Raw genomic sequence first — 22153 nt, 5'->3', positions numbered from 1 at the left:
CGCTGGTTCAGGAACACCGGGATCGCGATCGCCGCGAGGATGCCGATGATGATGATGACGACGAGAAGCTCGATGAGCGTGAAGCCCTTGTCCTTCTCCTCGATGGACTTGCGAACGCGAGCGATCATGCTCGTCTCCTTCAGTCTCAAAGCCAGGTTTCCAGTGGACCCGACAGGTCGGGCTACTGGCTCATTCGGGAACGAGGCCCCGCCGCTTGAGCGGCGGGGCCTCGCATTCACCCGGTCAGCGCAGGAGCGTCACTGGATGAGGTTGAAGACCGAGAAGATCGGCATGTACAGGGCGATGATCATGCCGCCGACGATGCCGCCGATGACGACGATCATGAGGGGCTCGATGAGGCTCGTGAGCGCCTCGGTCGTGGCCTCGACCTCCTGGTCGTAGAAGTCCGACACCTTCTCGAGCATGGTGTCGAGCGCACCGGTGTCCTCACCGACGGCCATCATCTGCACGACCATCGGCGGGAAGATCGCGTGGCTGGCGAGCGGGGCCGACAGCGACTGACCCGTCCGTACGGACTCCTTGACGGCCCGCGTGGCGCGCTCGATCACGAGGTTGCCGCTCGTCTCGCCGACGATGTCGAGTGCCTGCAGCAGCGGCACGCCGGCGTGCAGCATCGTGCCGAAGTTGCGCGTGAAGCGGGAGATCGCGATCTTCTGGAACAGCTTGCCGAAGACCGGCACCTTGAGCTTGAGCGGGTCGACCCGCTCGCGGACCGCGCGGTCGTTCTTGTGCTTGGACCACCAGAACGCGAAGATCGCGGTCGCGAGGACCAGGGGGCCGATCGCCCACTTCATGATCCCGGACAGCAGGACCAGGAACTGCGTGGGCGCAGGCAGCGCACCGCCCAGCGACGCGAACATCCCCGCGAACACCGGGACGATGAACAGCAGCATGCCGACCACGGCGAGGATCGCGATGACGAACACGACAACCGGGTAGGTCATCGCGCTCTTGATCTTGCCGCGCAGCTTGAGCTCGGACTCGAAGTTGCTCGCGACCGACACGAGGACCTGGTCGAGGAAGCCGCCGACCTCGCCCGCCTTGACCATGTTGATCATGAGCGGCGGGAAGACCTCGGCGTGCTTGGCGAGCGCCGTCGAGAACGCGGTGCCGACCTCGACGTCGGACCGGACCTGCGCGACCACCCGTGCGAGGGCCTTCGACTCGGTCTGCTCCGCGAGGATCGCGAGCGCCCGGATGAGCGACAGGCCGGCGCCGATCATCGTCGCGAGCTGCCGCGACATGATCGCGACGTCCTTGAGCTTGATCCGGTCGGACATCCCGGGGATCTTGATCTCCTTCTGGAGACCCCCGTTGCTGACCTCGGAGATGGAGACCGCCGCGAGGCCCATCTCCCGCAGGCGGTTGGCGACCGCCGCCTGGTTCGAGGCCTCGACCCGGCCCTTGACGAGCTTGCCGCCCTTGTCCCGGACCGCGTACTCGTAGGTCTTCGCCGCCATCAGTAGGCACCCCCGGTCGAGACGTTCTGAATGCCGCCGAGACCGGCGGCACCCTGCGATGTCGTGGAGAACCGGCCGGTGAGCCGGTTGAAGTCCTCGACGTGGTGGCACTTCTCGAGACCGGTCTCGTACGTGATCCGGTTCGACTTGACGAGGTCGGCGAGGTGCTGGTCGAGCGTGTGCATGCCCTGCTGCGCACCCGCCTGCATCGCGGAGTAGATCTGGTGCGTCTTGCCCTCGCGGATGAGGTTGCGGATCGCGGGCGTCGCGACGAGGACCTCCGTCGCGACCACGCGGCCGGGTCCGTCGGACCGCTTGCACAGCGTCTGGCAGACGACGCCCTGGATCGCGCCCGCGAGCTGCGTGCGGACCTGCGCCTGCTGGTGCGACGGGAAGACGTCGATGACGCGGTCGATCGTCTGCGCCGCGTCCTGCGTGTGCAGCGTCGCGAAGACCAGGTGACCGGTCTCGGCGGCGGTGAGGGCGACCGAGATGGTCTCCAGGTCGCGCATCTCACCCACCAGGATGATGTCGGGGTCCTGCCGCAGGACGTGCTTGAGCGCGTTGGCGAACGAGTGCGTGTCCTGGCCGACCTCGCGCTGGTTGATCAGCGACTTCTTGTGCCGGTGGAGGAACTCGATCGGGTCCTCGACGGTCATGATGTGGTCCTCGCGCGTGCGGTTCGCGAGGTCGACGATCGCGGCCAGCGTCGTGGACTTGCCCGACCCGGTCGGACCGGTCACGAGCACGAGACCGCGCGGCATGCCGGCGAACGTCCCGACGACCGGGGGCACGCCCAGGTCCTCGAGCGGCTTGATCTCGTAGGGGATGACGCGGAACGCGGCACCGATCGACTCGCGCTGCTGGTAGAGGTTCACGCGGAACCGTGCCAGGCCGCGCACCGAGTACGACAGGTCGAGCTCGAGGTTCGCCTCGAACTTCTCGCGCTGCTTCTGCGTGAGGATCGCGAACAGCGAACGTCGCAGCGGCTCGGGCGTCAGGGGCGCGAACTGCTCGAGCGGCCGCAGCGAGCCGGCGACACGGACCATCGGCGACGAGCCGCTCGTGAAGTGCACGTCCGACGCGTTGAGCCGGACCATCTCGGCGAGGACCTCGTCGATCGCGACGTCGCCCTCGACGCGGTCCTGGCCCATGCCGGACCGAGCACTGCGGTCGCGGCCGGTGCGGGTGCCGTCGCCGGGCGTCGTCGGGGCCGGGGGCCCGGACGGCGCGGGCACGTGCCCGGGCGCACCCGGCATCGGGGCGGCGGCCGACGGCGCGGCGGCGAGGCGTGCGGCCTCGGCCTCCGACATGACGGCCGGGCGGCTCTGCGCGGGCACGAACATCGGCTTGGGGCCGAACTCGGGCTGCACGGGGCCCGTCTGGTAGGCCGCGCCCGGCGCGGTCGGAGCGGTCGGCAGCGGGTGCGGGGGCACGGGTGCCGGCTCGGGCATGCGCGCGCTCGGCGGGACGGGCGCCTGCCCGACAGGGCCGCTCGGCACGGCGCTCTGCGACGGGATCGGCGAGTACACCGCCTGCGCCGGCGCTGCGGGGGCGGGCGGACCGACCTGCGGTCCCATCGCGCGGTACGGCGGGAGCGGCCGGGTGGGCTCCCCTGCGGGTGGGCGGTAGGACTCGCTCACGTCATTGCCTCCACATGGTCACCGTGTGCCGCACGGCACCCTCACGCGGGCGCCGGGCGGCACCTGGTCGGTTCATCGGCGGCGGGGCCGCCCGACTTGAGCGCTCCGTGCCGTCTCACGCGACGACGCGCAGGATCTCCTCGATCGACGTCAGGCCGAGGGCGACCTTCTGCCAGCCGTCCTCGCGCAGCGTGAGCATCCCCTGCTGCACGGCCGTCGCGTTGATCTCGGCGGACGAGGAGTGGGCGACCGCGTGCCGTTCGATCTCCTCGGTCACGCGCATGACCTCGTGGAGCGCGAGCCGGCCCTTGTATCCGGTCTTGGAGCACGCGACGCAGCCGACCGGGCGCATGAGCTCGGGCAGCGGCTCGCTGGGGAGCCACGGGAACCGTGCCGCCTCGAGCTCGCCCGCCGTCGGCACGTACGGCTCCTTGCACTTGCCGCAGAGCTTGCGCGCGAGGCGCTGCGCGACGACGCAGTCCAGCGCGGAGCCGACGAGAAACGGCTCGATGCCCATCTCCGTCAGACGCGTGATGGCCGACGGCGCGTCGTTGGTGTGCAGCGTCGACAGCACGAGGTGACCGGTGAGGGCCGCCTCGATCGCGATCTGCGCGGTCTCGTGGTCGCGGATCTCACCGAGCAGCACGACGTCGGGGTCCGAACGCAGGATCGAGCGCAGCGCCGAGGCGAACGTCAGGCCCGCCTTCGGGTTGACCTGCACCTGGTTGATGCCGCCCAGACGGTACTCGACCGGGTCCTCGACCGTGATGACGTTGATCTCCGGCTTCGACACCGCGTTGAGCGTCGCGTACAGCGTCGTCGACTTGCCGGACCCCGTCGGGCCGGTGACGAGGATCATCCCGTACGGCTTGGTGTACGACTCCTGGTACGTCGCGTAGTTGTGCTCGAGGAACGACAGGTCGCGCAGGTCGAGGCTTGCCGTCGAGTTGTCGAGGACTCGCATGACGATCTTCTCGCCCCACACCGTCGGCAGCGTCGCGACGCGGAGGTCGATCTTGCGGCCGTTGTGCACCACCGACATGCGGCCGTCCTGCGGCTTGCGCTTCTCCGCGATGTCGATGTCGCTCATGATCTTCACGCGGCTGATGACGCCGCCCTGGATCTGCTTGGGCGAGCGCTGGACCTCGTGCAGCACGCCGTCGATCCGGTACCGCACCCGCAGGTCGTGCTCGGTGGGCTCGATGTGGATGTCGGAGGCACGGTCGGTGATCCCCTGCGTCACCAGCAGGTTGACGTAGCGGACGATCGGCGCGTCGTCGTCGACGAAGTCGCCCATCTTCGACAGGTCCGCCTCGGGTGCGGCGACCTCCTCCTCGAACGCCGACGAGAGGTCCTCCATCTCGTCGTCCGCGCGGCAGAAGCGGTCGATCGCGCGCGTGAGGTTGTCGTACGTGGCGATCACGGGGACCACGGGCATGCCCGCCATGGTGCGGACGTCGTCGACCGCCATGACGTTGCCGGGGTCGGCGGTCGCGAGCACGATCGCACCGTTCTCGATCGCGATCGGCAGCACCACGTAGCGGCGGCACAGCGTCCCGGGGACGAGGGACACGGCGGCGCGGTCGACGGGGTGCTCGTCGAGGTCGACGTACTGCATGCCGACCTGCGAGGCGAGGGCCTTGACGAGCTGGCCCTCGGTCAGGACACCGAGCTCGACGAGCGTCCGGCCGAGGGACTGGCCGCGGGTCATGGTCTCGTCCAGCGCGGCGAGGAGCTGCGCCTCCGTGACCAGGCCCTCGTCGAGCAGGATCTCGCCCAGCTGCTTCACGCGCGCACCTCCCGGTCAGGCCTGCCTCGCGCAGGACCTCTGACCGTCCATCGGCACGCCCGGGCCCGGTCCTGAGGAGTCGTGGCGACTGTGACAGACCGTCGCAGGTCACCGTCCACCGGACGACCGTGCGCAGGACCGCCGGGCACCTGCTCGTCAGGCGGGAGGAGCGGCCTCCAGGCGCTCCTCGAGCGCGCGCGCCATCGCGTCGACCGGGCCGGGACGCCCCGTCATGAGCCGCACCTGCTCGACCGCCTGGTGCAGCAGCATCCGCTCCCCCGGCACCGCGACGCCTCCCGACCGCGCCCACGCGACCGACAGCGCCGTGGGGCGCGGGTCGTAGGCGGCGTCGAGCAGCACGCCCCCGACGGACGCGCCCTCGAGAGCGGCGGCGACCGGGTCGGCGGCGCGCGGCGGCAGCGTCGACACGACCGCGTCGGCACGGCCGAGCGCGGCGGCGGCCTCGTCGAGGGGACGGAACACGGGCTCGACGCCCATGCGGTGGGCGGCGCGCATGAGCCCGCCCGCCCGCGCGAGGGCGCGGACGTAGACGACCGGGGCGGTGCACCCGAGCTCGGCGAGCGCGGCGAGCGTCGACGCCGCCGTCGCACCGGCACCGAGGACGGCGGCCGACCCGACCTTCTCCCCCGCGCCCAGTCCCTCGCCGAGCGCCGTGACGAGCCCGTACACGTCCGTGTTGGCGCCGACGAGCGTCCGGGCGGACCCCGAGCCCTGGAGCAGCACGGTGTTGACCGCGCCCACGACCTGCGCGAGCGGCTCGACGTGGTCGAGCAACGGGATGACGGTCTGCTTGAGCGGCATCGTCAGGCTGAGGCCGGCCCACGTCGCGTCCAGCCCTGCGACGAACGCGGGCAGCTGCTCCTCCGTGACGTCGAACGCGTCGTACGCCCACCCGTCCAGCCCGAGCGCGGCGTACGCAGCCCGGTGCAGCGCGGGCGACAGCGAGTGCCCGACCGGGTGCCCCAGGACCGCCGCGCGCCGCAGCGGTCCGTCACTCACTCCCGTGCTCCTCCAGCCACGCGTTGAGCTGCGCGATGTTGGCCTGGTGCTCCGCGAAGTCGTCGGTGAACAGCGTCTCGCCGGTCTCCGGGTTGACCGTCACCCAGAAGATCCACGGACCGTCAGCCGGGTGCAGCACCGCGTCGATCGACACCTCGCCGGGCGACGCGATCGGGCCCGGCGGCAGGCCGATGCGCACGTAGGTCGAGTACGCGTTGTTCGGGTCGTTGTTCTCCGCGGGCGTGGGTGCGCGGACGACACCCAGCCCGTAGGAGGTGGTCGCGTCCACCTGGAGGCGCATCTGCCGGTCGAGGCGGTTCTGGATCCCGCGGGCGACCTTGGCGCGGTCGTCCGGCAGCTTGCCCTCGCGCTCGACGATGGACGCCTTCGTGAGGAGCTCCTGGCGCTGCTCGACCGGCACGGCCCTCTCGTCGAGCTCGGCGACCATCTTCGCGACCATCATCTGCAGCACGCTGGCCGCGGTCGCGTCCGGCGGGAGGTCGTACGTCGTCGGGAACAGCCAGCCCTCGACCTTCCCGCCGGCCTCGGCGGGCAGGCCGATCGCGGCGGGGTCGGCCGCCGCGGCACGCAGCTGGTCGACGCTGACGTTGGGGAGCTTCTCGTTGATCTTGGTGTAGATCTGCTCCGCGTTGAGCCCCTCGGGGATCGTGATGCGGAAGCTCGCCCGGCTCGCCGGGTCGAGCAGGGCCGCGATGGCCGAGGCCGCGGGCAGCTCCATCCGGAGCTTGTACGTCCCGGGCTGGATGCTGCCGGCGTTCGGCTCGAGCGCCCACGCCTTGTTGAACGCCTTGACGCTCGCGACGACCTTGGCGTCGACGAGCTTCTGGCCGATCACGGCACCGGAGTCGCCCGACGCGATCGTCACCTCGGTCGAGCCGACGCCCGGGCCCGGGTAGTCCTCGATCGCCTGCTCCTGGCCGCTGCCCTGGAACAGGCCGCCCATCAGCTCGGACACGACGTAGACGGCACCCGCGACGAGCACGAGCGCGACGACCAGCACGGAGAACGACCGGCGGCGCCGCCGCTTGCGCTCGCGCTCGGCCTTCGCCTTGCCGCGCTGCCGCGTCCGGCGCGACTCCGACGGCTGCTGCCGCGCGGCGGGGTCACCGCCGAACAGCTCGGCCGCCTGGTCGCCGCGTTCCACGGGCGCCCACCACTCGGTCTGGCTGTTGCTCACGTACGCGTCACTCCACCGTCGCTCGTCCGTCGCCCACAGGCCCCCCGTGCGCCGTGCGGCCGTGCTGGGATCGTTCGTCATCGACCGGTTCCCCGGGACGACGCCCCGTCGCACGTTCCGCGTCCAACGCGTACTGCAGGATCACCACCGCGGCCGCCTGGTCGACGACCTGCCGCTGGCGGCGCCCGGATCGGCCGGACGCCTGCAGCGCCTGATGTGCGGTCACCGTGCTCATCCGCTCATCGACCAGACGCACCGGGACGGGTGCGACAGCCTGCGCCAACCCCACAGCGTACGCGCGCGCAGCGGCCGATGCGGCACCTTCGGCACCCGAGAGGTGTCGGGGATGTCCGACATACACGACGGCTGCACCACGTTCCTGCACCTCGTGCACGATGCGCGCGACGTCGGTCGGGGTCCGGCGCTCCTTGCGACCGGGCACGTCGCGCGCGAGCGTGTCGACGGGCGTGGCGATCAGGCCGTCCGGGTCGCTGGCCGCCAGGCCGACGCGCACCGACCCGACGTCCACCGCGAGGCGAGGCCCCCGGGGGACGCCGGTGTCGGCGCTCATCAGGCCCGCAGCCCGTCGACGACCGACGCGAGGGCGTCGCCGAGGCGCGCCGCGTCGGTCCCGCCACCCTGCGCGAGGTCGTCCTTGCCGCCACCGCCGCCGCCGAGCACGCCCGACGCGGTCCGCACGAGCGCACCGGCCCGCACACCCGCGGCCCGCGCCGCGGCGTTCGTCGCGACGACGACGACCGGACGGCCCTTCGCGACCGCGCCGACCGCGACGACGGCGGGCGCCGACTCGCCGAGGCGCGAGCGGACGTCGAGCACGAGCGTGCGGACGTCGTCGGCCGAGGCGTCCCCGGCGTCGTACGCGACGACGCGCGTGCCGTCGACGGTCTGCGCGGCGTCCGCGATGGACCCGGCGGCCGCGAGGACCTGCGCCTGGCGCAGCGTCGCGAGCTCCTTCTCGGAGTCCTTGAGCTTGCCGAGCAGCGCCGAGACGCGCTCGGTCAGCTCGTCGGGGCGGGCCCCGAGCAGGCCCGAGAGCTGCCCGACGAGCGCGCGCTCCTTCGCCTGGTAGCCGTACGCGCCCGCGCCGACGAGCGCGTCGACGCGCCGCACGCCCGAGCCGATCGCCGACTCCGAGAGCAGCGTGACGAGGCCGAGCTCGCCGGACCGCTTCACGTGCGTGCCCGCGCACAGCTCGAGCGACCAGCCGTCGCCGATGTTCACGACGCGCACCTCGTTGCCGTACTTCTCGCCGAACAGCGCCATCGCGCCGCGGCCGCGCGCCTCGTCGATCGGCATGACCGAGTCGGTGACCTCGAGGTCGTCCTGCAGGCGCTCGTTGACGCGCGCCTCGACCTCCGCGACCACCTCGGACGGCGTCGCGGACGGCGAGCGGAAGTCGAACCGCAGCCGGCTCGGCGCGTTGAGCGACCCCGCCTGCGTCGCGCCCTCGCCGATCGACTCGTGCAGCGCCTTGTGGACGAGGTGCGTCGCGGTGTGGGCGCGCGCGATCGCCCGGCGGCGCGCGAGGTCGATCCGCGCGGTCCCGGTCTCGCCGAACGCGACGGTGCCGTCGACCAGCCGGCCGTGGTGCACCGACAGGCCCTTGACCGGCGCCTGGACGTCGTCGACCTCGATGCGCGCACCGCCGTCGAGCACGATCACGCCCGTGTCGGCCTGCTGGCCGCCCGCCTCGGCGTAGAACGGCGTCACGTCGAGCACGACCTCGACGTCCGCGGGCGCGGTCGCGGCGGGCGCGGGCACGCCGTCGACGAGCAGCCCGACGACCTTCGCGCGCGCCTCGGCGTCGGTGTACCCGACGAACTGGACGGGCTTGGCCGTGTGCTCGCTGAGCGTCGAGTGCAGCTCCTGGTACGCCGCCGTGTCCGCACGGCCCGCGCGCTTGGCGAGCGCGTCGGCGCGCGCCCGCTCGCGCTGCGCCTGCATGAGCGTGCGGAACGCGGTCTCGTCGACCGCGACGCCCTGCTCGGCCGCCATCTCGAGCGTGAGGTCGATCGGGAAGCCGTACGTGTCATGCAGCTGGAAGGCCTGGTCGCCCGACAGGACCGTCGCGCCCGCGCCCTTCGCGGCCTGCACCGCGGTGTCGAGGATCGTCGTGCCCGCCGCGAGCGTGCGCCGGAACGTCTCCTCCTCCGCGTACGCGACCTGCGCGATCCGGTCGAAGTCGCGCGCGAGGTCCGGGTACGACGCGCTCATCGCGTCGCGGCTCATCGGCAGCAGCACGGGCAGCGCGGGGTCGTCGACGCCGAGCAGGCGCATCGCACGGATCGAGCGGCGCAGCAGACGGCGCAGCACGTAGCCGCGGCCCTCGTTCGACGGCGTCACGCCGTCGCCCATGAGCATGAGACCCGAGCGCACGTGGTCGGCCACGACGCGCATGCGGACGTCGTCGTCGTGGTTCGCGCCGTACCGGCGGCCCGACATCTCGACGGCACCGTCGATGACGGGACGGACCTCGTCGATCTCGTACATGTTGTTGACGCCCTGCAGCAGGTACGCGACGCGCTCGAGCCCCATGCCGGTGTCGATGTTCTTCTGCTTGAGGTCGCCCAGGATCGGGAAGTCCTCCTTGCCGCCCCCGTCGCCCCGCTCGTACTGCATGAACACGAGGTTCCAGATCTCGACGTAGCGGTCCTCGTCGACGACCGGGCCGCCCTCGGCACCGAACTGCGGGCCGCGGTCGACGTAGATCTCCGAGCACGGTCCCGCCGGGCCGCGCGCACCCGTCGACCAGAAGTTGTCCTTCATGCCGCGACGCTGGATCCGCTCGTCGGGCAGACCCGCGATCCGCTTCCAGAGCGCCGCCGCCTCGTCGTCGTCGTGGAAGACCGTGACCCAGATCTTCTCCGGGTCGAACCCGTACCCGCCGTCCGCCTGCGACCCGGTGACGAGCTCCCACGCGTAGGTGATCGCCCCCTCCTTGAAGTAGTCGCCGAAGGAGAAGTTGCCGTTCATCTGGAAGAACGTGCCGTGGCGGGTGGTCTTGCCGACCTCCTCGATGTCGAGGGTCCGCACGCACTTCTGCACGCTCGTCGCGCGCGGCCACGGCGGCGTCTGCTCACCGAGCATGTACGGGATGAACGGCACCATGCCCGCGATGACGAACAGCGTCGACGGGTCGGGCGAGATCAGGGGCGCGGACGGCACCACGGCGTGGCCTCGGCCCTCGAAGTAGTCGAGCCAACGCTGGCGGATCTCGGCGGTGCGCATGGTGTCCTCGTGAGTCGCGTCGTGCCCGTCCCGGGCGGGACGGAGTGGTGGGTGCAGCGCCCGGGGCGCCGCGCGTGTTCCCGCTGCCGGGAACCAGTGTGCGTCAGAAGAAGGCGTAGCCGTCGTCGTCGTCCGGGTCGTCGGTCGGGCCCTCGGCCCAGCGCTTGCGCACGGCCTCCTGCGACGCCGCGCCGCGTGCCGCGGTGCCGCGCGACGACCACGCCTCGCGCAGGGACTCGACGCGCTCGGGGCGCTCGGCGCGCAGCCGCTCGACGTCCACGTCCCCGACGAGGTCCTGACGCAGCTGCGCCTCGCGCTCGGCGAGGCCGGCCGCGAACTCCCGGCGCGCCGTGGCCCAGGCGCCGCGGACGCGGCTCACGCCGTCCACGACCTCCGTCGCCCCGGCCGGCACGTACGCGTCGACGAGCCGCTTGCCCTGCCGCAGGACGACCACGGTCACGACGACGCCGACGCCGACCCAGACCAGCCGGCGCATCAGCGGCCCTTGCGGGCGCCCGCGGACAGCCCCGCGAGCGCACGCCGCACGCCGTAGGAGAAGGCCGCGGCCTTGATCATCGGCCCGCCGACGGTCGCGGCGAACAGCGACGTCAGCGCGGAGACGTTCTCGGAGACCTGGGCCGCGGCGGTCGTCACCGTGTCGATGTGCTCGAGCTGCACGTTCGACGACGCCACGAGCGTGGCCGTCTCGTCGAGCACGGGCACCGTGTGGTCCGTGAGCTCCTTGATCGACGCGGTCGCACCGTCGAAGGTCCGCCCGAGCTTCACGAGCGGCACCGCGAGGAACGCGACGAGACCCACGAACGCGGCGGCCGCGATGAGCCCCGCGACGTCACCAGCCGACATGCCACCCCTCCCAGTCCGGGGCCCCGACGACCCCGCGGAAACCCTACCCACGAACGTGCCCGGCACCGGCACCGTGACGCGCCTCGCGCGTCCGCGCCCTCGTGCGACGTGCGCATCCCCGCGCCGGGCGTGCCCGGGAGACGCGAACGCCCCGCGTGCGCGGTGCGCGCAGCGGGGCGTTCGGCGTGACGTGGGTCAGCGCGCGTAGTACTCGACGACGAGCTGGACCTCGCAGGTCACCGGGACCTCGGCGCGCTTGGGGGCGCGGACGAGGACGGCGCTCAGCTTCTCGAGCTGGACGTCGAGGTAGCCCGGGACGGCCGGCAGGACGTCGCGGTGCGCACCGGCGGCGGCGACCTGGAACGGCGTCGTGGCCTGGCTCTTCGGCTTGACCTGGAGGGTCTGGCCCGGCTTCACGCGGAACGACGGGCGGTCGACGATCTTGCCGTCCACGAGGATGTGGCGGTGCACCACGACCTGGCGGGCCTGCAGGATCGTGCGGGCGAAGCCCGAGCGCAGGACGAGCGCGTCGAGACGCGTCTCGAGGTTCTCGACGAGGGCCTCACCGGTCAGGCCCGGGGCCTTGCGGGCGTCCTCGTAGGCGCGGGCGAGCTGCTTCTCGCGCAGCGCGTACTGGGCGCGCAGACGCTGCTTCTCGCGCAGACGCACCGCGTAGTCCGACTCGGTGCGGCGACGGGCGCGGCCGTGCTCACCGGGCGGGTAGGGGCGCTTCTCGAAGTGCTTGACGGCCTTCGGCGTGAGGGCCAGGCCGAGGGCGCGGCTCAGGCGGACCTGGCGGCGCGAACGGGTCACACTGCTCACAGAGATACTTCCTGTCGTCGTCTCGATCACACCCGCGAGCGGAAGGTCTTCCGGCGGGGTGGGGCCGACCTGTGGTGGTCACGCGGGGTGACCGGCGGCTGAGGCCCCAGGATGGTCACCGTCCGGATGGCGCGGAGCAGGTCCGCGTCAGCACTGCCCGGTGACGAGCCTGACAAGACTACCGGTACGCCGGTGTGCTGCCCAAATCCGCGGCGTCCGCGCCAGGTCACGCCTCGTCGAGGATCGCGCGGATGCGGTCGAGCCGCTCCGTCACCTGCCGCTCGAACCCGCGGTCCGTCGGGCGGTAGTACCGCGACCCCTCGAGCTCCTCGGGCAGGTACCGCTGCGCGGCGACGCCGTGCGGCTCGTCGTGCGAGTACACGTACCCCTTGCCGTGCCCGAGGCCCTTGGCTCCCGCGTAGTGCGCGTCGCGCAGGTGCGGCGGGACCGACCCGATGCGCCCCGCGCGCACGTCGGCGAGCGCAGCGTTGATGCCGTTGTAGGACGCGTTCGACTTGGGCGCGGTCGCGACGTGCACGACGGCCTCCGCCAGGATGATGCGCCCCTCGGGCATGCCGATCATCTGGACGGCCTGCGCGGCGGCGACGGCGGTCTGCAGGGCGCTCGGGTCGGCCATGCCGACGTCCTCCGCGGCGGCGATGACGATGCGCCGGGCGATGAACCGGGGGTCCTCCCCCGCGGCGACCATGCGGGCGAGGTAGTGCAGGGCGGCGTCGACGTCGGAGCCGCGCATCGACTTGATGAACGCGGAGATCACGTCGTAGTGCTGGTCGCCGTCGCGGTCGTAGCGGACGGCGGCGGTGTCGATGGCGCGCTCGACGGTCGCGAGGTCGACGAGGACGGGGCCGTCGTCCTCGTCGGGGACGGTGCCCGACAGCGCGGCGCCGGCGGCGGCCTCGAGGATCGTGAGGGCCTTGCGGGCGTCGCCGCCGGCGAGGCGCAGCAGGTGCTCCTCGGCGTCCTCCGCGAGCGTCACGGCCCCGTCGAGGCCGCGCTCGTCGTCGACGGCCCGGCGCACGAGGCGGCGCACGTCCTCGGTGCGCAACGGCTGGAGGGTGAGCAGCAGCGAGCGGGACAGCAGCGGGGAGTTGACCGAGAACGACGGGTTCTCGGTCGTGGCGGCGACGAGCGTGACCCAGCGGTTCTCGACGCTGGGCAGCAGCGCGTCCTGCTGGGCCTTGGTGAAGCGGTGGACCTCGTCGATGAACAGGACGGTCTCGCCGCCGTCGGTCGCCAGGCGGCGGCGCGCGTCGTCGATCACGGCGCGGACGTCCTTGACGCCCGCGGTCACGGCGGACAGCTCGACGAAGCGGCGGCCCGACGTGGTCGCGACGAGGTAGGCGAGCGTCGTCTTGCCGGTCCCCGGCGGTCCCCACAGCACCACCGACGACGGGGCAGCGCGGCGGGCGGCGTCGTTCGCGGGCTCGACCAGCCGGCGCAGCGGCGAGCCCGCGACGAGGAGGTGCTCCTGCCCCGCGACCTCGTCGAGCGTGCGCGGCCGCATCCGCACGGCGAGGGGCGCACCCGGCGCGACGGCGGGCACACCCGCGGCGGTCGCCGTCGCGGTGTCGAACAGGTCCATGCGGGCAGGGTACGCACGCGCGCCGACGTCACCCGAACCGTGCGTGCGGCACCCCGGCTCCACCTGCGACGATGACCCGCGTGTTCGCCCGTCTCGGCCGCGCCGTCGCCCACCACCCGCGCCTGACCGTCGTCGTCTGGCTGGTCCTGGCCGTCGCGGGGTACGCGCTCGCGGTGCTGGGCGTGCACGGGGAGAACCTGTTCGACCGCCTGTCGACGGGCGCGCCGAGCGTGCCGGGGTCGGAGAGCGTCGCGGGGCAGGACATCCTCGACGAGGCGTCGACCACGGGCCCGTCGGTCACGCTCGCGCTGAGCGGGGTCGACCCCGCGGACCCGGCGGTCGCCGAGGCGTTCGCGCCGCTGCGGGAGGACCTGGCGGGGATCGACGGCGTGGCGAGCGTGATCGACCCCCTCGCGTTGCCCGGCGGCGCGGAGAACCCCGCGGCGGCGCCGCTGGTCGCGCGCGACGGCGACGGCTTCCTCGTCGTCGTGGAGCTCGCGCCCGACCTCACCGGGGAGGAGGAGGCGACCGCGCACGACGAAGCCGTCGAGGCGCTCCGGGCCGTCCCGCGCGAGCTCGCGGACGTCGCGCCCGACGCGAGCGGCATGGTCGGCAGCACGACGCTCATCGTCCGGGCCATCACGGAGCAGGTGGAGACCGACCTGCGCACCGGCGAGGCGATCGCGCTTCCCGTCGCGCTGCTCGTCATGGTGCTCGTGTTCGGCGGCTTCCTCGCGGCCGGGCTGCCCATGGCCGGCGCCGTCGCGTCGATCGCCGGCGGCCTCGCGTCGCTGCTCGCGTTCTCGTACGTGCTCGACCTGGACTCGTCGGTCGTCAACGTCGTCACCGTGCTCGGGCTCGGCCTGTCCATCGACTACGGCCTGCTCATCGTGTCGCGGTTCCGGGAGGAGCTGCACCACCTCGTCGACGACGACGGCGGCGAGGGCAGCCGGCGGCGGCGCGGCGACGGTGCCGTGCTGGTCGCGGTCGAGCGGACGATGTCGACCGCGGGGCGCACCGTGACGTTCTCGGCGCTCATCGTCGCGATCGCGATCTCCGGCCTGCTGGTGTTCCGTCCGCCGATCCTGCGCGCGTTCGGCGCGGCCGGCGTCACCGTCGTCCTCGTCTCGGTGCTCACCGCGCTCACGCTCGTGCCCGCCCTCCTCACGCTGCTCGGCCGGCGGATCGTGCGGCCGAGCGTCCTGTCCCGGATCCCGGGGCTGCGCGGCGTCCTGCGGCGCACGGCGGACGCCGAGACCGAGGACGGCGCCTTCTCGCGGCTCGCGGGGCGCGTCCAGCGGCACCCGTGGTGGGTCATGCTCGGCTCGCTCGCGCTGCTCGGGCTGCTCGCCCTCCCCCTCGCCCGCATCGAGCTGCGCAACTCCACGACCGAGCTGCTGCCCATCGGCTCCGCGCAGCGCGAGTACGTCGAGACGCTGCGGGAGAGCTACCCGGCGGCGACGACGCCCGCCATCACCGTGGTCGCGGAGTCGACCCTCGAGGAGGCCGCGACCTGGGCCGGCGAGCTCGCCGACCTCGACGGCGTCGCGAGCGTCGACCCGCCGACGACCGTCGGGTCCTACGTCGTCGTCGGGGTGCGGCCGGACACCGACGACCCGGGCGACGCGACGTCGCGCCAGGTGGTCGAGGAGATCCGGGACCTCGACCCCGGCTTCCCGACCTGGGTCACGGGCCAGGCCGCGGGCCAGATCGACTTCACCGCCGCCGTCGCGGAGCGCGCGCTCGTCGCCGCGGGCGTCGTCGCCGTCGCGACCCTCCTGCTGCTCTTCCTCATGACGGGGTCCGTCGTGGTGCCGGTCAAGGCGCTGCTCACCAACACGCTGTCGCTCGCCGCGTCGCTCGGCGTGCTCGTGTGGGTGTTCCAGGACGGCCACCTCACCGGCGTGCTCGACTTCGTGCCGACCGGCGGGATCGAGACGTACGTCGTCGCGCTCGTCGTCGCGTTCGCCTTCGGCCTCGCGATGGACTACGAGGTGTTCCTGCTCTCGCGCATCAAGGAGCTCGTCGACGAGGGGCGCTCCAACGACGAGGCGGTGCGGCTCGGCCTGCAGCGGTCCGGCCGGATCATCACGTCCGCCGCGGCGATCGTCATCGTCGTGTTCGCGGGGTTCGTCGCGGGCAAGCTGCTCGTCATCAAGGAGGTCGGCTTCGCGCTCGCGATCGCCGTGCTCGTCGACGCGACGCTCGTCCGGCTGTTCCTCGTCCCGGCGACGATGACGGTCCTCGGCCGCGCGAACTGGTGGGCGCCGCGGTTCCTGCGCCGCGTGCACGAGCAGCTCCCGCTGCACCACTGAGCCACGGCCGGACCGGAGATCAGCGCGGTCTCGACGGCCGGAGCGGTCCTCGCGGTCGGTCGGCCTCGCCCGGGCCGTCAGGGCGCCGGTCGGTCCGCGCCGCGCGGCCCGAACGACGCGCACTGGAGCTCGGTCCGGAAGCCCAGACGCTCGTAGACGCGGCGCGCGCGGTCGTTGTCCGCGTACATCCCGAGCGAGACGAACGCGCACCCGGCCGCGAGCCCCTCGGCGAGGACGGTCGACGTGAGGGCCGTGCCGATACCGGCGCCACGCGCGTCCGGTCGCACGCCCAGCCCGTGCAGGTGCCACGACTGCGCCCGGTCGGGCCCGCCGCCGCGCAGCGACGCGCCGACGACGCCGACCAGACCGCCCCTCCCCCGCATGCCCCACCAGCCAGCCTCGCCCGCGTGCGTCGGGTCAGCGGACGTCCCCGGGTTGGCGACCGCGAGGCACGCGCGGATCGCGGCCGCATCGGCGAGCGGGTCGAGCGGCACGACCCGCGGGTCGGGCACCCACGTGGCCGGGACGGTGTCGGCGGCGAGCCAGTCCCACGTCGAGAACGGCGCGAGCCGCAGTGCGGCGAGGACGGACGGCGACGGGGTCGTCCCGCGCGGGACGGTCAGCCAGCGCGCCCGGTCGACGAACCCGGCACGGGCCAGGAGCGACCCGGAGGCGGGCGTCGCGGCCTCTGCGTCGAGCAGTGCGCCGACCCGCCGGACGTCACCGAGCCCGAACAAACTCGGGCCCGTGTCCGACGACGCTGCGAGCAGCACGCCGTCGTCGTCGCCGACGACGTGCGCGTCGTCCCAGCGGCCGTCGCCGCCCAGGAGCGCGCGGTGCGCGCGCCACCGGGCGGGCAGCCGCGTGAGCAGCGCGCTCACTCCTCCGTCGGGGCCGTCTTCGGCTTGGGCTTCGCGTCGACGCCCGCCTCGCGCCGCTGCTCGGGCGTGATCGGCGCGGGCGCGGCGGTGAGCGGGTCGTAGCCGCCACCTGACTTCGGGAACGCGATGACCTCACGGATCGACTCGCTGCCGGTGAGCAGCGCCACGATCCGGTCCCAGCCGAACGCGATCCCGCCGTGCGGCGGCGCACCGAACTGGAACGCGTCGAGCAGGAAGCCGAACTTCTCCTGCGCCTCCTCCTGCCCGATGCCCATGACCTCGAACACGCGCTCCTGCACGTCGCGACGGTGGATACGGATCGAGCCGCCGCCGATCTCGTTGCCGTTGCAGACGATGTCGTACGCGTACGCGAGCGCCTGGCCCGGGTCCTGCTCGAACCGGTCGAGCCACTCGGGGGTGGGCGACGTGAACGCGTGGTGCACGGCCGTCCAGGCGCCCCCGCCCACGGCCACGTCGTCGTCCTCGCCCGTCGGCTTGAACAGCGGGGCGTCGACGACCCAGACGAGCTCCCAGGCCTTCTCGTCGATCAGGCCGCCGCGGCGGCCGATCTCGAGGCGGGCGGCACCGAGCAGCGCGCGGGCCTCGGACGGCTTGCCCGCGGCGAAGAAGATCGCGTCGCCGGGTGACGCACCGGTCGCGGCCACCAGGCCGGCCCGCTCGTCGTCGGTGATGTTCTTCGCGACCGGGCCGCCGAGCTCCCCGTCCTCGCCGACCGTGACGTACGCGAGACCCTTGGCGCCGCGCTGCTTGGCCCACTCCTGCCAGGCGTCGAAGCCGCGACGGGGCGTGCTCGCGCCGCCCGGCTGCACGACCGCGCCGACGTACGGCGCCTGGAACACGCGGAACGGGGTGTTCGTGAAGTACTCGGTGAGCTCGACGAGCTCGAGGCCGAAGCGCAGGTCCGGCTTGTCCGAGCCGTAGCGGGCCATCGCGTCGGCGAACGTCATGCGGCGGATCGGCGTGGGGAGCTCGACGTCGATCAGGCGCCACAGCGCGACGAGGATCTGCTCCGCGAGCGCGATGACGTCGTCCTGCTCGACGAAGCTCATCTCGACGTCGAGCTGCGTGAACTCGGGCTGCCGGTCGGCACGGAAGTCCTCGTCGCGGTAGCAGCGGGCGATCTGGTAGTACCGCTCGAGCCCGGCGACCATGAGCAGCTGCTTGAAGAGCTGCGGCGACTGCGGCAGCGCGTACCAGGACCCGGGCGCGAGCCGCGCGGGCACGAGGAAGTCGCGGGCGCCCTCGGGGGTCGAGCGCGTGAGGGTCGGCGTCTCGACCTCGACGAAGCCCTGCGCGTCGAGGACCGCGCGGGCGGCCTGGTTGACCTTCGCGCGCAGGCGGATCGCGCGCGACGGCGCGGGGCGGCGCAGGTCGAGGTAGCGATGCTTGAGACGCGCCTCCTCACCGACCTGCTCGTCGAGCGACGACGACACCTGGAACGGCAGCGGCGCGGCCTCGTTGAGGACGACCACGTCGTGCGCGACGAGCTCGATCTCCCCGGTCGCGAGCTGCGGGTTCTCGTTGCCCTCGGGGCGACGGCCGACCTCGCCGGTGACCTGCAGGACGTACTCCGCGCGCAGACCGTGCGCGACCGCCTCGTCGCGGATGACGACCTGGGCGATGCCGGAGGCGTCCCGGAGGTCGACGAACGCCACGCCGCCGTGATCGCGACGCCGGTCCACCCAGCCCGTGAGGGTGACGGTGGTGCCGACGTGCTCGGCTCGCAGCGAGCCGGCGTGGTGGGTGCGGAGCACGGGTGTTCCTTCGCTCGACGACGGGTGGGAGCGCCGGACGGGCGCCCGCTCGATCCTAGTGGGCGCCGCCCGTGCCGCGGCCCGGCATTGCCGGCGCCCGCGGACGCCGACCGGCCCGCCGACGGCCGGGGCGCCCGCGCGCGAGGGCGGATGTGGGCCGTCGCGCTCAGAAGAGCGTCGGCTGGGCGACCCCAGGGACGGCGACCTCGGGCGTGACGCGAGGCAGCGAGCCGACGGGGTACGCGCCGTCGCGCATCGCGGCGCGGCCCGCACGGTGACCCGACGGGTCGCCGAAGCCGTGCCGCACGAGCAGCGGTGCCACGCGGTCGCGCAGCCACCGGCCGTACCCGTCGGGCGTGTACGCACCCGCCCCGTACAGCTCGTCGTACCGCCGGACGAGCTCGGGGCGATACCGGGCCAGCCACGCCATGAAGAGCGGCTTGACCGAGCCGCGCAGGTGCAGCGGCAGGATCGTGACACCGGACGCGCCGGCATCCGCGAGCGCGGCCAGGAGCGCGTCGAGGTGCTCCACCGAGTCGGTGAGCCACGGCAGGACCGGCGCGACCATGACCCCGCACGGCAGGCCCGCCTCGCGGACTGCGCGGATCAGCTCGAGGCGCGCCCGCGGGGTCGGGGTCCCCGGCTCGAGCTCGGCCTGGAGCTCCTCGTCGAGCACCGCGAGCGAGACGCCGATCCCCACCTGCACGTGGCGCGCGGCGTCGGCGAGCAGGGGCAGGTCGCGGCGCAGCAGCGTGCCCTTGGTGAGCACCGAGAGCGGCGTGCCGTGGTGGACGAGCGCGTCGACGATGCCGGGCATGAACCGGTAGCGGCCCTCGACCCGCTGGTACGGGTCGGTGTTCGTGCCCATCGCGACGTGCTCGCGCCGCCAGGACGGTCGCGCGAGCTCGGCGCGCAGCACGTCGACGACGTTCGTCTTGACGACGATCTGCGTCTCGAAGTCCCGGCCCGCGCCGAGGTCGAGGTACTCGTGGGTGGGGCGGGCGAAGCAGTACGTGCACGCGTGCAGGCATCCGCGCACGGGGTTGACGGTCCACCGGAACGGCATCTGCGACGCGGCGGGCACCTTGTTGAGCGCGCTCCGGCACAGGACCTCGTGGAACGTCACGCCCGCGAACTCGGGCGTGCGGACGGTGCGGACGAGGTTGGCCAGCGCGAGGCCGGGCAGCGCGGACGCGTCCTCCGTCGGTGCCACCCGCTGCCCGTCCCATCGCACGAGGTCAGTCGAACACGTGTTCGATCCCACGTCAACCGGCGCGAGGTCGACGGCAGCGGTTCGCGCGGCACGGCGTGTCCGACGGGGATCGCGCGCACACCCGCGCGGCGCGCACGAGGCCGCGCCTCGCGCAGCGTCATGTCTGTACCGGAAAAGCCCGGTTCGCCCCTTGACCGCGCCTCCAGTCGCTCGGAAGACTTCCTGCGGAGCGCCATGGAAGCGCTCTCAGACCTTCGCCGCTCCCGAGCGCCGTCCTGATCGAGAGTCCGGGCGCGGACGCGCATGCCGGTCGGAGCGGTGACACGAGTCACCGCCTCCCGACCGACCCGCACCCCGCCTCCCGGCACCGAAGCCGCCCGCGCGACGCACCCGTCGACACGGTCGGCTCCGGTGCGTCCCGTCGCGCCGCAGTCGCGGCCCTCGCCACGCCCGTCACGTCTCGAGAAACGGAAGCACTCCGATGCGCCAGCACCGGTCCAGCGCCGCCCTCCGCACCGGACGACCGCCCGCAGGCCGTCATGGCGCCCGAGGCGTCGTCGCCGCCCTCGCGTCGACCGGGATCCTCGCACTCCTCGTCGCGGCTCCCGCCACGGCGGCCGCGACGGACACCCGACCTCTCACCGGCACCTACGAGCGGCTGGACGCCGACCCGCCGCTCCCCCCACCCGCCGAGCCGACCCTCCCCCCGCCCGCAGACGCCGGCGCCCCGCGCACCGGCGAGACCACCCGTCCCGCAGCCGCGACGAGCCCGGGTGCACCGGACCGGACCCACGACCTCGTCCGGCTCGCCGACGGCACCGGCGTCCAGGTCGACGGCGACGCGGGCCTCTTCGACGGCGTCGCGCCGGGCCAGCGCGTGCGCGTGACGGGCACGCCGTCGGCCGAGGCACCCGATGTCGGCGAGGCGGGCGCGACCTTCGACGGCACGGCGGTGCGGACGCTCTCCGCCGCGCCCGGCACCGCCGCCGTCGGCGAGCGCACGGTCGCCGTGGTCCTGCTCCGCCTCGGACCCGCGGGCGCCGAGCCCGTGCCCGTCGACGACGCGCGGCGCGCGTTCTTCACCGCACCGGACTCGGTCGCGGCCTACGTCCGCGAGAGCTCGTGGTCGCAGCTCGAGCTGCGGGGCCGCGACCGGCCGGACGGGGACGTCTACGGCTACCTCGAGATCCCGGCCGGCACCGGCTGCTGGGGCGAGGCGTCCGCCGGGGCGGACGCGGCGCAGGCGGCCGGCCTCGACCTGGCCGGCTACGACCACGTCGCGTTCGTCCTCGACTCCCCCGACCGCGGCTGCTGGTACGGCGGGTGGGCCTACATCGGCGGCCAGGTCTCGGTGAACCTCTGGGCGGGCGACTCGGGCACCCGGGCCGTCGCGCAGCACGAGATCGGCCACAACCTCGGCCTCAACCACGCCAACGCGCTCGTCTGCACGGCGGCCGACGGGCACCTGACGTCCGTCGAGACGCCGGGTGGGTCCTGCGTCGTCCAGGAGTACGGCGACCCCTTCGACGCCATGGGCGACGCCTGGAACCAGATGCAGTTCTCGGCGAACTACAAGGCCCGCCTCGGGTGGGTCCCCGCGTCGCGTGTGACGACCGTGACGCGGTCCGGGACCTACGCGCTCGCGTCGTCGGAGGCGCCCACGGGAGAGCCGCAGGACCTCCGCGTCCCGCTCCCGTCGGGCGACTACTACGACCTCGACGTCCGGCAGCCCTACGGGCAGACCTGGGACGCCAAGGTCAGCCTGTACCCCGCGCTGATGAACGGTGTCGAGATCCGGCGTGCGAGCGAGGTCGGAACCGCGCTCGTCGACACGACGCCCGGCGACGGGTACGACGACGCCGCGCTCCAGGTGGGCCAGACGTTCACCGACGCCGCGGCGGGGATCACGATCACGACCGAGTCCGTCGGGCCGGGCGGCGCGGTCGTGCGCGTCGACCTCGGCACGGTCGGCGGCGGGTGGGCGAGCAGGTACCCGACGATGACGCTGCGCGGCACGAGCACCGAGTGGGCCCCCGTGCCGATGACGCTGGTCGCCGACCACACGTGGCGGCTCACGATGCCGTTCGGCGCGCACCCCGACGAGGCGCTGCTGCTCGACACCGACGGCACGGGCGCGGTCACGTTCGGCGACGCCGCCGGCGACGGGACGGCCGAGCCCGGCGGTCCGCGCACCCCGATGACGCAGGGACCGGCGGTCTACGAGGTGACGTTCCGCGACGACACGCTCGCGTACACGGTCGTGCGCGTCTGGTGAAGCGGGACGGGCCGCGGCGCGCCCT

General features: G+C 73.3%; 17 protein-coding genes. 2 read left to right on the top strand and 15 right to left on the bottom strand.

Translation table 11 applies throughout. The features are described 5' to 3' along the window. The 12 genes from KOV94_RS19155 to KOV94_RS19100 form a co-directional block, all read right to left on the bottom strand. A partial coding sequence (locus tag KOV94_RS19155; RefSeq protein WP_218052906.1) for a prepilin-type N-terminal cleavage/methylation domain-containing protein occupies positions 1–128 on the bottom strand: 128 nt, incomplete at its 3' end. A 129-nt stretch (positions 129–257) separates the two neighbouring features. Continuing rightward, positions 258–1481, bottom strand: a complete 1224-nt coding sequence (locus KOV94_RS19150; protein WP_124343102.1) for a type II secretion system F family protein — start codon at positions 1479–1481, stop codon at positions 258–260. Beyond that, positions 1481–3124, bottom strand: a complete 1644-nt coding sequence (locus tag KOV94_RS19145; RefSeq protein ID WP_218052905.1) for a type IV pilus twitching motility protein PilT — start codon at positions 3122–3124, stop codon at positions 1481–1483. Before KOV94_RS19145 ends, KOV94_RS19150 begins: the two co-directional genes overlap by 1 nt. 115 nt (positions 3125–3239) lie before the next feature. Further along, on the bottom strand, positions 3240–4913 hold the full coding sequence (locus KOV94_RS19140) for a GspE/PulE family protein (RefSeq protein WP_124343840.1): 1674 nt from the start codon (positions 4911–4913) through the stop codon (positions 3240–3242). A 156-nt stretch (positions 4914–5069) separates the two neighbouring features. Beyond that, positions 5070–5933, bottom strand: coding sequence for a shikimate dehydrogenase (locus tag KOV94_RS19135; RefSeq protein ID WP_218052904.1), 864 nt, complete (start codon positions 5931–5933; stop codon positions 5070–5072). After that, complete coding sequence (gene mltG, locus KOV94_RS19130; RefSeq protein WP_235843514.1) at positions 5926–7131, bottom strand: endolytic transglycosylase MltG; 1206 nt, start codon at positions 7129–7131, stop codon at positions 5926–5928. Before mltG ends, KOV94_RS19135 begins: the two co-directional genes overlap by 8 nt. Before the next feature lie 7 nt (positions 7132–7138). Continuing rightward, on the bottom strand, positions 7139–7702 hold the full coding sequence (gene ruvX, locus KOV94_RS19125) for a Holliday junction resolvase RuvX (protein ID WP_124343843.1): 564 nt from the start codon (positions 7700–7702) through the stop codon (positions 7139–7141). After that, positions 7702–10380, bottom strand: coding sequence for an alanine--tRNA ligase (alaS, locus tag KOV94_RS19120; protein WP_218052903.1), 2679 nt, complete (start codon positions 10378–10380; stop codon positions 7702–7704). The genes ruvX and alaS overlap by 1 nt, the downstream gene beginning before the upstream one ends. A gap of 103 nt (positions 10381–10483) precedes the next feature. Further along, a complete protein-coding gene (locus tag KOV94_RS19115; protein ID WP_218052902.1) occupies positions 10484–10876 on the bottom strand; it encodes a hypothetical protein in 393 nt (130 codons plus the stop codon). Continuing rightward, on the bottom strand, positions 10876–11244 hold the full coding sequence (locus KOV94_RS19110; protein WP_124343846.1) for a DUF948 domain-containing protein: 369 nt from the start codon (positions 11242–11244) through the stop codon (positions 10876–10878). The genes KOV94_RS19115 and KOV94_RS19110 overlap by 1 nt, the downstream gene beginning before the upstream one ends. Positions 11245–11439: 195 nt before the next feature. After that, on the bottom strand, positions 11440–12066 hold the full coding sequence (gene rpsD, locus KOV94_RS19105; RefSeq protein WP_013771170.1) for a 30S ribosomal protein S4: 627 nt from the start codon (positions 12064–12066) through the stop codon (positions 11440–11442). A gap of 226 nt (positions 12067–12292) precedes the next feature. Further along, the gene (locus KOV94_RS19100) at positions 12293–13669 is read right to left on the bottom strand and encodes a replication-associated recombination protein A (RefSeq protein ID WP_218052901.1); all 1377 of its coding nucleotides are present in this window, start codon (positions 13667–13669) and stop codon (positions 12293–12295) included. A 71-nt stretch (positions 13670–13740) separates the two neighbouring features. Here KOV94_RS19100 and KOV94_RS19095 point away from each other — a divergent pair, with 71 nt between their 5' ends. Next, entirely contained in the window at positions 13741–15984 is a 2244-nt protein-coding gene (locus KOV94_RS19095; RefSeq protein ID WP_218052900.1) for an MMPL family transporter, read from the top strand. A 77-nt stretch (positions 15985–16061) separates the two neighbouring features. Here the strand turns inward: KOV94_RS19095 and KOV94_RS19090 are convergent, their stop codons facing one another. The 3 genes from KOV94_RS19090 to KOV94_RS19080 all read right to left on the bottom strand — a co-directional run bounded on the left by KOV94_RS19090 (position 16062) and on the right by KOV94_RS19080 (position 19874). Continuing rightward, positions 16062–16865 carry a GNAT family N-acetyltransferase gene (locus KOV94_RS19090; protein WP_218052899.1) on the bottom strand — a complete coding sequence of 268 codons (804 nt, stop codon included), beginning with the start codon at positions 16863–16865 and terminating at the stop codon, positions 16062–16064. After that, complete coding sequence (gene aspS, locus KOV94_RS19085) at positions 16862–18640, bottom strand: aspartate--tRNA ligase (protein WP_124343850.1); 1779 nt, start codon at positions 18638–18640, stop codon at positions 16862–16864. The genes KOV94_RS19090 and aspS overlap by 4 nt, the downstream gene beginning before the upstream one ends. A 166-nt stretch (positions 18641–18806) precedes the next feature. Continuing rightward, positions 18807–19874, bottom strand: a complete 1068-nt coding sequence (locus KOV94_RS19080) for an Rv2578c family radical SAM protein (RefSeq protein ID WP_218052898.1) — start codon at positions 19872–19874, stop codon at positions 18807–18809. Positions 19875–20334: 460 nt separating this feature from the next. On the opposite strand from KOV94_RS19080, the gene KOV94_RS19075 reads away from it, so the two are divergent. Continuing rightward, positions 20335–22128, top strand: coding sequence for a zinc-dependent metalloprotease family protein (locus KOV94_RS19075; protein ID WP_218052897.1), 1794 nt, complete (start codon positions 20335–20337; stop codon positions 22126–22128). The last annotated feature ends 25 nt before the right edge of the window (positions 22129–22153 follow it).

Source organism: Cellulomonas algicola, assembly GCF_019024305.1.
GTDB lineage: Bacteria > Actinomycetota > Actinomycetes > Actinomycetales > Cellulomonadaceae > Cellulomonas > Cellulomonas algicola.
Note: the sequence above shows the minus strand (reverse complement) of the source record. Positions and strands in the feature narration are given on the sequence as shown.

Excerpts from the sequence above, each read along its gene's own strand:
- KOV94_RS19115 (WP_218052902.1), bottom strand. The coding sequence starts at position 10,876 with ATGCGCCGGCTGGTCTGGGTCGGCGTCGGCGTCGTCGTGACCGTGGTC.
- KOV94_RS19095 (WP_218052900.1), top strand. The coding sequence starts at position 13,741 with ATGACCCGCGTGTTCGCCCGTCTCGGCCGCGCCGTCGCCCACCACCCG.
- KOV94_RS19075 (WP_218052897.1), top strand. The coding sequence starts at position 20,335 with ATGCGCCAGCACCGGTCCAGCGCCGCCCTCCGCACCGGACGACCGCCC.
- alaS (WP_218052903.1), bottom strand. The coding sequence starts at position 10,380 with ATGCGCACCGCCGAGATCCGCCAGCGTTGGCTCGACTACTTCGAGGGC.
- KOV94_RS19150 (WP_124343102.1), bottom strand. The coding sequence starts at position 1,481 with ATGGCGGCGAAGACCTACGAGTACGCGGTCCGGGACAAGGGCGGCAAG.
- ruvX (WP_124343843.1), bottom strand. The coding sequence starts at position 7,702 with ATGAGCGCCGACACCGGCGTCCCCCGGGGGCCTCGCCTCGCGGTGGAC.
- KOV94_RS19100 (WP_218052901.1), bottom strand. The coding sequence starts at position 13,669 with ATGGACCTGTTCGACACCGCGACGGCGACCGCCGCGGGTGTGCCCGCC.
- KOV94_RS19110 (WP_124343846.1), bottom strand. The coding sequence starts at position 11,244 with ATGTCGGCTGGTGACGTCGCGGGGCTCATCGCGGCCGCCGCGTTCGTG.